Genomic DNA, 12,896 nt, shown 5'->3' with positions numbered 1-12,896 from the left:
ATTTTGAGAAAAAAATGAAACTGAAAATAACAGCCGCAATCTGCATAATATGTTTTAATCTCACCGCGTTTGTTTATGCCGCCGATTTGCAAACTCAAATTGCCCAAATCGTCAACGGCGAAATCACCGATGGAAATATTCCCGGCGCGGTTATTTACGCCGGCCAAAATGACAAAGAATTATTCTTCGGTTCGTTTGGTAATATGGTAACAGTTCCGCATACCGAGCCGATGCAGAAAGATACAATTTTCGATATCGCGTCTTTATCCAAACCTGTTTCGACGGCAGTTTGTGTTTTAATTCTCATCGACAGGGATAAAATCAGCCTCGACGATTACGCATCTAAATTCATTCCCGCTTTTGTCGGCTGCGGCAAAGAAAAAATCCAAATCAAACATTTGCTTTCGCACACTTCGGGGCTGCCGGGCTATACAAGCGCCGAGCCGATTCAAAAAAAACACGGCTCACCATGCCCTGATAAAGTTATTGAAAAAATCTGTTCGCTGAAAACGCAATCCGCGCCCGGTGAGAAATCCTGTTACAGTTGTCTGGGTTATATCACACTTGGAAAAATCGTTGAAAAAGTATCAGGGCAAACTTTAGACGTTTTCGCAAAGGAAAACATCTTTGAGCCTTTGAGTATGCACGATACATATTACAATCCGCCTGCCGAGATGAAAGCGAGAATCGCAGCGGCTGAATTAAAAGACGGCAAATTAAATCGCGGCGTTGTACACGACCCGCTGGCAGAATTAATGGGCGGCGTTTCGGGAAACGCAGGCGTTTTTACAACTGCGTCGGATTTGACGATTTACTGCCGAATGATTTTGAACGATGGTAAGGCAAACGGCAAACAAATTTTGAGCAGCCAATCCATATCGCTTCTGACAACGGGAAAATATTTCGGCAGAGCTTTTGGCTTCGATGTCAACAGCAGCAATCATTCGTGGATTAAGGGTAAATGCTTCGGTGCGAAAACATTCTGCCACAGCGGATATACCGGCACATCAATCGTCTGCGACACGGAAAGCAAAAAATTCGTAATCATATTGACCAACAGAGTACATCCAAACGATAAAGGTTCGGTTAGCCAGTTACGAATCCAAATTGCTGATGCGGTATGCAACTACTCCATTAATCACTGATTACGCAGATTGCACTGATTAGAAATTAATTTTTTGTAAACTTCTTCGATTTTATCGACCATTGTTTTCGGCGAGAATTTTTCTTTTACAAATTCTCTGCCACTCATACCTAACTTATTTCTTAAATTTTCATCGGCAATCAATTCCGCACAGACATCAATCAACCGCGATACGTTTTTCGGTTCGACAAGTCGGCCGGTATCTTTATTCACAACTTCCGGCGCACCATCGACATCAAAGCTTACAACCGGTTTGCCGCAGAGCATCGCCTGCGGAAGAACACGAGCAAGCCCCTCACGCAGTGAACAATGAACCAATATATCAGACGAATGAATAACCAGCGGCATTTGTGAAGTCGGCAACAATCCAGTAAATCTAAATCTATCCGCAAGGCCAAGAGCATTTATGTCGTTTTGCAATTTGTCTTTCAAAATTCCATTGCCGACAAAAAGCCAAACGCAGTTATCAAATTTTTTCGCAAGTTCTTTTGTTGATTCAATTATATATTCGTGTCCCTTGAGATGAAACAGTCTCGCTATCGTTACGAGAACAACGGCATTTTCAGAAATATTATATTTTTTGCGGAATTCGTTTCGCTGCTGCGGTATCGCCGGATTGAAATACTGCTCTTCCTCAATCGCTGAATAGGCTGTCGTATATTGCTCCGGCTTTCCGATTCCAACGGCTAAAGATTTTTCCGTCATCGCATCGGCAACACAAATAAACGCATCTGTTTTTTTTGCGGCGATTTTTTCAGCGGTAATATAAAATTTATTGAGCAGCGAATTTTGATATTCGTGGAACGAAAGGCCGTGAACACCGTGAACAATACGAGATTTGAGATTATACGCCGCAAGTCTTCCTAATATGCCGGCTTTGGCCGAGTGTGTATGAACAATGTCCGGCTGAATTTCCGCTAATATTTTTTTCAACTCATAATAAGCTGGAATATCATAAAACGGATTTATCTGCCTGCGGAGTTTGTCAATGATTATCGTTTTGTATTTTTGATTTTTGGTCTGCTCAAACAGTTCGCCTTCGGGGCCGAGTGCAGGGCCTGTAATCAAAGTTACATCATGCCCGCGAGCCGCAAGCTCTTTGCAAGTGATTAAGGTGTTCTCTTGAGCACCACCTAATATTAGTCTTGTTATAATATGCACTATCTTCATAATAAAATTGAAAATTGAAAATTGAAGATTTATGGTCCCGCCTTTGGCGATGTTGTTTTACAAATTTTAAATTTTCATTCTTCATTCTTAAATCAGTATTTAATCCACATAAGGCACAGACCATAGGCCGGTGCGATTGGGCCGGCGGCAGTACGTTTTTTCGCTTCGAGAATTTTATCAACAACTTCCGGCTGCCATCGGCCGCGGCCTACCTCGACCAGCGTGCCGACAATGTTTCTTACCATATTATACAAAAAGCCGTTCGCTTCGACATCAACATATATCCAATCTTTTTCCTGCGTAACATCGCAGCGCAAAACTGTTCTGACTGAACTTGAACGCTTATCGGTTGCGGTCGCGAAAGATTTGAAATCCTTTTCGCCGACGAATTTTTTCGCGGCTTCCTGCATCGGCACGATATCTAATTTGCCCGGCCTGTGCCAGCAATGGTTCACCTGCAACACGGGACGAATTTTGCCGGTGTAAATCGAGTAGCGATACATTTTGGTTTTGGTATCTGTAATCGCGTCAAATTCATCGGGGACATCAACCGCTTCGGTAACGGCAATTTCCTTCGGCAAATGTATGCTTATCGCTTTTGGCATTCTATCCGTTGGAATTGGAGTATCGACTCTGATATTCGCGACCTGGCCAAGCGCGCTTACGCCGGCGTCGGTTCGGCTTGAGCCGTTGATTTTGACGTCTTCGGAGCAGAGAAGATTGCCCAGCGCAGACATTAATTCGGCTTCGATTGTTTTTCGGCCCGGCTGCTTTTGCCAGCCGGAATAACCGCTGCCGTCATATTGAATTGTAAGTTTTATATTTCTAATTGCCATTTTTACCACAAATAAACACTAATTACAAAAAAAGGCTCTGATAATTCAGAGCCTATTGTAATCTAAAAATTATGATAAGTAAACGTTACAATTTTTCCGCGATTTAGACTGTGTTCAAGTCTTAAGAAATGCCAGCAGGTCGGCGTTGAGTTTGTCTTTGTGTGTGTACGCAATACCATGTGGTGCGCCAGCGTATATCTTTAGGGTTGCGTTTTTGACTAACTTCGATGAGCAGAGAGCCGCGGCTGCGATTGGCACAATCTGGTCGTCGTCGCCGTGAATTATCAGAGTCGGTATGTCGAATTTTTTGAGGTCTTCTGTGAAATCTGTTTCGGAAAACGCTTTGATACAGTCGAATGTGTTCTTGTGGCCGGCCTGCATGCCCTGAAGCCAGAATGAGTCTATCATACCCTGCGAGACTTTGGCGCCGGGTCTGTTGGCTCCGAAGAATGGACCGCTTGCAAGGTCTTTGTAGAACTGCGAGCGGTCGGCAGCAGAGCCGAGACGAATTTTGTCAAATGCCTCAATCGGCAGGCCTTCTGGATTGGCCGCCGTTTTCAACATCAGCGGCGGGACGGCAGATATCAGCGCAGCTTTTGCCAGACGTTTCGTACCGTGACGGCCGATATATCTGGAAATTTCGCCGCCGCCTGCGGAGAAACCGATTAGAACAGCACTTTTCAAATCGAGCGTTTCGATAAGCTCCGAAAGGTCGTCGGCATAGGTGTTCATATCGTTGCCGCTCCATGGCTGGCTCGACCGACCATGACCACGACGGTCATGGGCAATACAGCGATAGCCGTTGGATGCCAGAAACATCATCTGTGCTTCCCAGCTATCCGAACTAAGCGGCCAGCCGTGACTAAATACCACAGGCTGCCCTTTACCCCAGTCCTTATAATAAATCTGCGTACCATCTTTAGTTGTAATCGTACTCATTGTTTGTCTCAACGTGAGCACTCCTTAGCAGTTGGTTCATCAATCCAGTATCCCTGGCGATTGTAACATCGATGCAGCTCGGTTTCATAATCACGAGTTAGCAGAGACTCCTCTGTATATTCCGGTGCCTGCTTGATGGTCTTGCGGGAGAGATTTACGAATACTTTCGACTCGCTCCAACTGACACGCTCTATCCATTTCGGCGAAACCAGTACCTTTTTCCCCGGCCACCAGTTCTGTGTATCAATGATTAGATAACGAATCGCCCATGTCTCATCATCGATGATAAAATCATCGACATGGCCAATCTCGCCGTCTGCGGCCTGGATGTGATGGCCGTCCACATCGTGAGTGCTGCGCAAATTCGGATCCCACACTTTCTCACCTTTGGTGGGTTTTCCCCACATTGCACGGTCATGCACAATGTACGGATAAGCTCCCCATGTGTATAGACCGTTCCAATACATCGGGTAGCCATAATACCCGTAGTAGGCATCTTCGAATTGTCGCGAGACGGGCTTGTCACTGTCCAGAGATGGACTGTCCTCAATCTGCTTTTTGGTTAAATCAATAGTGATGTATTGTTCTTCTTTATTCACGGCTACCAGCGAGTACGGAGATATCAACACCTGTCTGCCCGTAAGCCAGTTTCCTGTGTCGGCAACCAGATAGCGAACCATCCAGTGGTGGTCGTCAAAGTAGAATTCTTTGACCTTTCCTATTTCTCCATCGAGGCCGTGTAGTTTGTAACCTTTTAATGTTTTGGCTTTGTTTAGCATAATAGTAATCCTTGCATTATTTGAGTTTAGTTATTGTTTGTTATTTACGCTTGTAAAATACCAATTAATTAGTTTGCGTTTTATCATATACCTTTCTTTTTAAGGTTCGACTCTACCTGTCTTCAGAAAATATTTACTTCCTTTTCTTTATTTCTGTTTCTACTTCTTTTGCCCCCTCGGCATAAAACTTTTCTTCATTGGGGGCAAGTTCGTAGAGCAATCTAAGAAACTCTCCGACATGTACACGTTCCTCGTTCGCTATATCCTTGAGCACTTCCACGGCAAGCTTGTTATTTGTTGACTCCGCAAGCTGCATATACAACTGAATCGCTTCGTACTCTGAAGCCACCGTAAAACGAATTGCTCTGGTAAGCTCATTATCCGTGAGTTTCCTGTCGTTGGCCAATCCTGAAAATGCTGTTCCAAATTCCGGCATGTTTAATTTCCTTTCTGAATTTTTTTTCGCTTGCTATTGTTCAGACTACATTAGCCTAAATTCTCTGCCGCGAAATCCCAATTAATCAGTTTATCCAATACTGCGCTGACATAGTCCGCGCGTCGGTTCTGATAATCTAAATAGTAGGCGTGCTCCCACACATCGATAGTCAATAGCGGCTTCATCCCTTTGGTCAAAGGTAAATCCGCATTGCCTGTCTTGACTACCTTGAGCTTGTCGCCATCAAGTACGAGCCATACCCAGCCGCTGCCGAACTGTGCCATTGCCGCAGTCGCCAACTCCTTTTTGCACGCATCCACAGTACTAAAAGCAGCCTCAATCTTTTTCTTCAACACGGCCGGTGGTTCGCCGCCGCCCTTTAGCTTCAGACTGTGCCAGTAAAATGTATGGTTCCACGTTTGTGCTGCATTGTTGAAGATTGCGGTCTTGTCGGCCTTGCCGGCTGTCTCGGTGATAATTTTCTCCAGCGGCATATCGTCAAACTCTGTTCCTGCTATCAGCTTGTTCAGATTATCGACATATCCCTTGTGGTGCTTGCCGTAGTGAAAGCTAATCGTTTTTGCGGAGATTACCGGTTCCAGCGAGTTATCCGCGTATGGCAGGGTTGGCAGAACATGCGGTGATACAGTTGTGATTGTTTCATTGCTCATAATTTTGACTCCTTTAATTTGACCTAAGTATTATCTTTTATGATTTTGCCTCATTATATTCTAGGTGAGATTCATGTGGCTTGATCGCCGCTTGCCTGGATCGCTTGTCAACGGAATGCTTTTCACACAGGGCGTTTTGTGCCAGTCTTTCCAAGTCTGCATCTGTTACCGTGGGAAGAAAACGCTTTCGATAAAGCTCATCGTGCAAGATATTCACAATGGCAACCAGAGGTGACGCGATCAAAACACCCAGCACACCGAAGGCGGCCACACATAAAAGCATGGAAAATATCACCGCTACCGGATGCAATTTCATATTGCGTGCCATGATGAGGGGAGTGGTCACATTGTTCTCCAAGGCTTGAACTGCAATATAGACGAGCACGACCCATAGCGGGGTCATGCCTCCTTTGCCGACTGCGAGCAGCAGTGCCGGTACTGCGCTGAGGATCGGGCCCAGATAGGGAACAGCTTCCAGGACGCCCGCGATCAACCCCAGAACCAGCGCGTCCATGAATCCGAATATCGGCCACATGAGCAGAAAAACCAGCAGGCCAATCGTCGCCATCCCCAGCAGCGTCGCCAAAGCCCAGCGGGGTACAAATTTTCCAATGCGTTGCAGGATGATCAGCGCTTGATCGTGGTGTTGTGCCGGTAAAAGGGAAAACATTGCCCCAAAGATCGGGCGGGGATTCATTAGTGTAAGGGCCACGCCGAAGAAGACCGTCACCAACACGACCAGTATCTGAGCCGCATTGAACGCCACCGCCGTGAAACTGCCGGCCACGCCATTCAGCATGTTGCTCAAGCTCGAACGAATATATCCCGATTCTTTCGCGGCTTTGGGTGGAGCCGGTTGAGTGGTTCGCTGCGTGACTTCGGGTTTGCCCGCGGTCGTCTCGGTCTGGGCAATTTCAGTGGTAACTTCCGCCTGAAGTTTTTCCTCGGAAAGTACGGCTTTTTGCTCCATTTTAATCAGAGGCTTTTGAAGATGTTCCCAGTAACCGGGCAACTGTTTAGAGATGTTTGTGAACGAGGCCTTCATCGGAGCAAGGAAAGCCCAGCCCGTTAAGACAATGACAGCGACCAATGCCGCCGCGGCCAGCCCTGTTGCGCCTTTTCTTCCACCCGTCACTGCCCGCATCCGGGAGATTACTGGATTGATTGCGAGCGAAATAAGCAGAATGAGCAGAAACGACAACAGAATGGGAGACAGCAGCGAAAATGTTTGGATGAAGGCAAATAACGCTGTGGCCAAGATCACATAGAAAGAAATCGAGTGTGGCATCACCTCTGGTTTGGAGTTGTTTGGCATGTTATTTCTCCCGTTGTCATCTTTCCATCAGACGAACGGGTGGCGATGTTAAGAGACCACCTTCTTTAGAGTCATTGCCACCGTGTCTGATATATAGTTTAACGGAAAAGCTCCAAAGCAATGTCGGAAAGCGCATTGACCACGGGTTGTGCAAATCGACCTGTACGGGAATGATGAGTTCGTGCACCCAGGAGAATTCCCACTCCCAATCCTACTCCTAATGCGATAAGAACTGTCTTACCCGGATTTTTGCTTGTATAACTCTTAGCCTGTTCACAGGTTTTGCATACCGCCTTGGTTGTTTTATCATAAACATCACTCACAGTCTGTTTCGCATGGTCGTAAACTTCAGTGCCGCGTTCCAGTACACTATGAGCAGCAGTAGCAGCGTTGCCTATTCCTTCTTCTATTTGTTGTTTTGGGGTCGTGTGTTTGTCGTTTTTGCTATCCATTTTATTCTCCTAAAAATATTAAATGTTAATTTTTAATTTTGACAACTTTTGATGTATCTGCTTTTGAGTTAATTGTTGACCCACTTTCTGCCGATGGTTGATTCTCCTGGTCACTGCTTGCCGTTGATGTCGAGGTTGCATTGTTTATCCAGTCAGCAACAACCTTCGTTGCGATGCCCAACAGTGTTACCCGGAGTAAGTCTTGCCCGGCGGTTCCGGCATGCAGGCCGCCGAGTGATTCGCGAACTTCCCGCATGATTCGCTCTTTTGGAGTGGCGTGTGTTTGAAACATCTTTGAAACAAGATATCCAAGGCCTGCGGCAGCCCCAATCGCTATGTATGGAGATTCCCTGACATATCCTCGCCAATCCAGTTTCTCCTTGAGACGCTCGCTGATTTGCCCGACTGTTTGGGAAATGTTCTCTTCTCCTTTCGCTATATCCTGACGTATAACTTTGGCGCTGCGCTCAACATCCGCTTTCCTTTTATTACTTAGATATTCTTTTTCAGCCATTTTTTGTTATCCTTTCAGCGTTTGCGTTGTTTTCTATTTTTTTATAAACTGATTTCTTCAATCGCCTGCAGCCTATGAAGGCAATGGCAACACCGATTAAAGCAAGCGCTGCTCCAGTAACAATCGCGGCAAAGACAGGCGCCATATAGGAAGTGAGTCCGATGATTAATGCGGCACAAAAAGACATAAATGCAGCAAAACTGATGAGCGTTCCTATCGCAACCGTTAGTGCTCCGTTTCGAACACCTCTCACCTTTTCCCGAACCCCCTGAATTGCAAGCTCAATTTCATCCTGAACCACGGCGGCTGAATTTTTGGCAAGCCGTTCCAACAGTTCAGTGAGGGATTCGCGTTGTGTTGCAGGGTCTTTGTTTGTCTCTTTGCCGTTCATTGTAAAAAAATCTCCTGACTTACCTGCGTCGAAAAATAGCCCCGATAATCAGGCCAACGGTTCCTGCTATCAATAGACTGCGTCCCGGGCTCTGCCTTACATATTCTCTGACATCGGCATCTGCCTGCTTATAATCGAATTGCCGAATGTACTCCGCTGAATGATCCAACCACTCCGATGCCTGCTTTCCATATTGAGCTGCGCCGGATTGCTCATCCATGTCTGCCGCTTTTTCGCCTATAATATCAGCAACATTATGCAGTTTATCAGCAATAATATTTTTGACATTTTCGAAACCGGTTGACTTGCCTGACCCTTTTGACTCCGCCGTGGTTTCTTCAGATTTATCAACTGTCTTACTGTTTACTTCCATAGTTTACCTCATAAAAAGTTAAAGTTTAATCTCGGTTCATTACTTGCATCCCTGTAAGACTTTATTGATTATGAATGCTTATGTTCGAATTATCGACAGGCTAATTAATAATCAACGGCGAACCAAGAGCACAATCACTATGATAAGAATAATAAGTCCTCCTCCGCCGCCCCAGTAGATGTACGGGCCTCTGGCGAGAACAGGTGTAAGAACATTTGCTATAACAGTAAACACGATAAGACTCCTAATCTGGGATTTCCCCGTATAACCCGATATGTCACATATTAAACACTTGGCTGCACAACCAAATCTTCCAATTTTGCATCAATATCAAAACCTGTCTTAGCCCAACTAAATTATATTTAAATTGTTTCATATTTTATTTCAGGGTCCCTTTAGCCCAAAAGGCAAGCTGCGACCCCATCAGCTTATCATCATCTGAAATAACAGATGCTTGAGTGAATCTAAAGATTCAAATTTTTTAACAATTTATATTCTTTTCTTCTTCTGCCGCAATACTGCGTGTAGAGGAAATTCTTAACAGGATGATAACATAAGTTCAAACTGTGTAAATCAGTGCAGAGCCCGACTTTAATGTAGGACAAACAGTCTTGCCATTGTCAGTAAAATTCCCCACACTGGAGCAATGTAATATGAAATGATGGAAATATGAGCAGTCAAATCGGCTGGAATGCAACCGTTTTGCGGTGGTACTATGTCAAAGCTAAATTAAGGAAATTGAATTGTAAGTTTTATATTTCTTTTCATAGGGCATAGGGTACAGGGAACAGGGTACAGAAACTATACCCTATACCCTGTCCCCTGTTTTGTTATAATTTTTCCGCAATTTGGACTGCGTTCAAGGCGGCGCCTTTGCGAATCTGGTCGCCTGAAACCCAAAGATTAATGCCCTTATTGTCCGGCAAAGACTCATCCTGACGAATTCTGCCGACGTAAACATCGTCATTATCAGCAGCATCGAGCGGCATTGGGAAGCGATTGCTCTTCTGGTCGTCGATAAGCGAAACGCCAGGCGCGTGCTCTAAAAGTTTGCGAACATCGTCAGGCGTAATGGAATCGGTGAATTCCAGATTAATACTCTCGCAATGGCATCTCGGAACAGGAACGCGAATACAAGTACAGGTAATCGCAATATCATCGCAATGGAAAATCTTGTGCGTCTCTTTTACCATCTTCATTTCTTCTTCGTTGTAGCCATTGGGGCCGACAGCCGAATCGTGGCTGAAGAGGTTGAACGCAATTTGATATTTGAATTTGTTTATAGTCGGATTTTTGCCTTCGAGAATTTCTTTTGTCTGGTCAAAAAGCTCGGTCATACCGGCCTGGCCTGCGCCGCTGACGGCCTGATAAGTGCTGACAACCATCCTTTTAATAGGATTGGCTTTGTGCAGCGGCCAAATCGGAACGTTGGCGATAATCGTCGAGCAGTTCGGGTTGGCGATAATGCCTTTGTGTTTTTTGATGTCTTCCGGATTAACTTCCGGCACAACCAGCGGAATTTCAGGAACCATTCTGAACGCACTGGAGTTATCAACAACAACCGCACCGGCTTTAACGGCAGCGTCTGCAAATTCACGGCTGCGCGATGCGCCTGCGCTGAAAAGTGCGATATCAATACCTGCGAAACAGGTTTGGGTCAGCTCTTCAACAGGGTAGTCCTTGCCCTTAAATTTTTGTGTCTTGCCGAGTGAGCGCGCTGAAGCGAGCATTTTTATAGACTTAACAGGGAAATCTCTCTGTTCAAGAATTCTGATAAACTCCTGGCCCACCGCGCCAGTTACACCTACGATTGCTACATTTTTCGACATTTTATTCCTTTCACCACAGAGACACAAAGAAAATTGAGATATAACTTACTGTGTTCAGCCTATGGATAACAATAGCTTATTGAATGTTTATTAATTTAAGCCGAGACATACTATATAGATATGCACCAAAAGTCAAGTAAAGATGGGTAATTTATGGCAAAAATCAGTTTTTCTGTTGTATCCTATTAATATTAGTTATATAATTAGTAGCTTATGAGTAACCAGACAACAAATATCGTATTCAATTCAGCAGCGATTATCGCTCTCGCTCTTATTTTGCGCCAATAGGCGCATACACTAATCTCTCCTATCTCCCATATTTATTATTGTTTATTGAAATTTAAAGCATTTTATTGCATAATCTTTGGATTCTCAATTTGTGAGACCACAGGACTTATAAAGGAGACAAGATATGTCTACTGAAGAAAAGATAATAGTATTCGATACAACGTTAAGAGACGGCGAACAGGCGGCTGGCACGAGGCTCGGTGTGCGCGAAAAATTAGAACTCGCAACCCAGCTCGCGCGGCTCGGCGTTGATGTTATCGAAGCGGGATTCCCGATTTCTTCGCCGCTGGACTTCGAGGCTGTGCAGCTTATCGCGCAGGAAGTTACCGGCCCGACGATTTGTGGGCTTTCACGCGCAGTCGATAAGGATATCGACTCGGCAGGCGCGGCACTGAAAAAAGCAAAGAAATCCAGAATACATACCGGCCTGGGCATCAGCGATATTCACATCGCAAGCAAATTCAAGGACGACAAATACGGCAAAACGCTCGAAGAGAAAAAAGCTAAAGCTATCGAAATGGGCGTTAAGGCCGTCAAACGCGCAAAGCAATATACCGACGATGTCGAGTTCTACTGCGAAGACTCCGGCAGAGCCGACAAAGATTATCTGTACAAAATGGTCGAAGCGGTCATCGCCGCCGGTGCGACAACGGTTAATATCCCCGACACTACCGGCTATGCGATTCCTGAACAGTGGGGAATGTTGATTGCCGGCATAATTAATAATGTGCCGAACTCAAAGAAAGCTATTTTCAGCGTTCACTGCCACGACGATCTCGGAATGTCGGTCGCGAATACGCTGGCAGGCGTTGCGCACGGCGCAAGACAGATTGAATGCACGATTAACGGCGTCGGCGAACGAGCCGGCAACGCATCGCTTGAAGAATCTGTAATGGCGATTAGAACCAGAAAAGATTTTTTCAAGTGCGATACGGGAATTAACTCGAAGGAACTTTACAAGACAAGCAGAATGGTTTCCGAAATGCTCGGCATTTTTGTTCCTGCGAATAAATCAATCGTCGGTGCAAACGCATTCGCGCACAGCAGCGGCATTCACGTTGACGGTTTTCTGAAAAATCCGCTGACGTATGAAATTATGCGGCCGGAAGATGTCGGTCAGCCCAAGAGCGCAGTTGTATTGACCGCGCGAACCGGAAGGCACGGCCTGAAACACAGACTCGCCGAGCTTGGATATGAAGTTTCAGATGCTGAACTTGAAACGCTGTACCAGAGATTTCTCAATATCGCGGACAAAAAGACAGAAGTCTTCGATGAAGATATCGCGGCTCTTGTCGGCGATGAAAGACGAACAACAGAGCAGGTATATGAACTTCAATATTTGCACGTCGCATGCGGAACGGGAACTCTTCCGACAGCAAGCGTGAAAATGAAAGTGAACGGTAAAGCAGATGTCGTTACCGCGGCGGCATGTGGTGACGGACCTGTCGATGCGGCCTATGAAGCGATAAGAATCGCAACGGGACAATCGCCAAAGGTTGACCTGTATTCGATTAAAGCCGTTACCGGCGGGAAAGAAGCACTCGGCGAAGCGACGGTTAAAGTAATCGACAACGAAGGAATAAGATTCACCGGCAGAGGTGTTTCTACGGATATTATAGAAGCATCGGCAAAAGCGTTCGTCGATGCGTTAAATAGAATGGTTTCAAAGAAATAGGGAAGTAAGAAACAAGGATGTAGGGAACGGCAATGCCGGTTTCCTTACTTCGTTAATTCTTTACATCCTTACCTCTAAATAAAA

The 12,896-nt window shown here is 45.5% G+C and carries 14 protein-coding genes; 2 read left to right on the top strand and 12 right to left on the bottom strand.

Annotation, left to right across the window (positions count from 1 at the left end; genetic code table 11):
* The first annotated feature begins 14 nt into the window (after positions 1–14).
* The gene (locus LLF92_01505) at positions 15–1,145 is read left to right on the top strand and encodes a beta-lactamase family protein (GenBank protein ID MCE5339790.1); all 1,131 of its coding nucleotides are present in this window, start codon (positions 15–17) and stop codon (positions 1,143–1,145) included.
* Here LLF92_01505 and LLF92_01500 read toward each other — a convergent pair.
* From LLF92_01500 to LLF92_01445, 12 genes are all read right to left on the bottom strand, one after another.
* Positions 1,139–2,314: a glycosyltransferase family 4 protein gene (locus LLF92_01500; GenBank protein MCE5339789.1), complete on the bottom strand. Its 1,176-nt coding sequence runs from the start codon at positions 2,312–2,314 to the stop codon at positions 1,139–1,141. The two genes, LLF92_01505 and LLF92_01500, sit on opposite strands and share 7 nt — an antisense overlap.
* Before the next feature lie 92 nt (positions 2,315–2,406).
* Entirely contained in the window at positions 2,407–3,150 is a 744-nt protein-coding gene (gene truA, locus LLF92_01495; GenBank protein ID MCE5339788.1) for a tRNA pseudouridine(38-40) synthase TruA, read from the bottom strand.
* A gap of 114 nt (positions 3,151–3,264) precedes the next feature.
* Positions 3,265–4,089, bottom strand: coding sequence for an alpha/beta hydrolase (locus LLF92_01490; GenBank protein ID MCE5339787.1), 825 nt, complete (start codon positions 4,087–4,089; stop codon positions 3,265–3,267).
* An 8-nt stretch (positions 4,090–4,097) separates the two neighbouring features.
* Complete coding sequence (locus tag LLF92_01485) at positions 4,098–4,868, bottom strand: PRC-barrel domain-containing protein (protein MCE5339786.1); 771 nt, start codon at positions 4,866–4,868, stop codon at positions 4,098–4,100.
* Between the two features lie 133 nt (positions 4,869–5,001).
* Positions 5,002–5,304, bottom strand: coding sequence for a hypothetical protein (locus LLF92_01480; GenBank protein ID MCE5339785.1), 303 nt, complete (start codon positions 5,302–5,304; stop codon positions 5,002–5,004).
* Between the two features lie 50 nt (positions 5,305–5,354).
* Complete coding sequence (locus LLF92_01475; GenBank protein MCE5339784.1) at positions 5,355–5,975, bottom strand: superoxide dismutase; 621 nt, start codon at positions 5,973–5,975, stop codon at positions 5,355–5,357.
* 37 nt (positions 5,976–6,012) lie between these two features.
* Positions 6,013–7,290 (bottom strand): AI-2E family transporter, encoded by a 1,278-nt coding sequence (locus tag LLF92_01470; protein ID MCE5339783.1) that lies wholly within the window; start codon positions 7,288–7,290, stop codon positions 6,013–6,015.
* A gap of 98 nt (positions 7,291–7,388) precedes the next feature.
* The gene (locus tag LLF92_01465; protein MCE5339782.1) at positions 7,389–7,742 is read right to left on the bottom strand and encodes a hypothetical protein; all 354 of its coding nucleotides are present in this window, start codon (positions 7,740–7,742) and stop codon (positions 7,389–7,391) included.
* Between the two features lie 25 nt (positions 7,743–7,767).
* Positions 7,768–8,256: a hypothetical protein gene (locus LLF92_01460; GenBank protein MCE5339781.1), complete on the bottom strand. Its 489-nt coding sequence runs from the start codon at positions 8,254–8,256 to the stop codon at positions 7,768–7,770.
* A complete protein-coding gene (locus tag LLF92_01455) occupies positions 8,249–8,647 on the bottom strand; it encodes a phage holin family protein (GenBank protein MCE5339780.1) in 399 nt (132 codons plus the stop codon). Before LLF92_01455 ends, LLF92_01460 begins: the two co-directional genes overlap by 8 nt.
* A 19-nt stretch (positions 8,648–8,666) precedes the next feature.
* Positions 8,667–9,020: a DUF883 C-terminal domain-containing protein gene (locus LLF92_01450; GenBank protein MCE5339779.1), complete on the bottom strand. Its 354-nt coding sequence runs from the start codon at positions 9,018–9,020 to the stop codon at positions 8,667–8,669.
* Between the two features lie 830 nt (positions 9,021–9,850).
* Complete coding sequence (locus LLF92_01445; protein ID MCE5339778.1) at positions 9,851–10,849, bottom strand: aspartate-semialdehyde dehydrogenase; 999 nt, start codon at positions 10,847–10,849, stop codon at positions 9,851–9,853.
* Between the two features lie 412 nt (positions 10,850–11,261).
* Between LLF92_01445 and LLF92_01440 the strand changes: the two genes are divergently transcribed.
* On the top strand, positions 11,262–12,812 hold the full coding sequence (locus LLF92_01440; protein MCE5339777.1) for a 2-isopropylmalate synthase: 1,551 nt from the start codon (positions 11,262–11,264) through the stop codon (positions 12,810–12,812).
* Positions 12,813–12,896: the final 84 nt, after the last annotated feature.

The sequence above is a fragment of the Planctomycetaceae bacterium genome (assembly GCA_021371795.1).
Classification (GTDB): Bacteria; Planctomycetota; Phycisphaerae; order Sedimentisphaerales; family UBA12454; genus UBA12454.
This window is presented reverse-complemented; position numbering and strand designations above follow the sequence as displayed.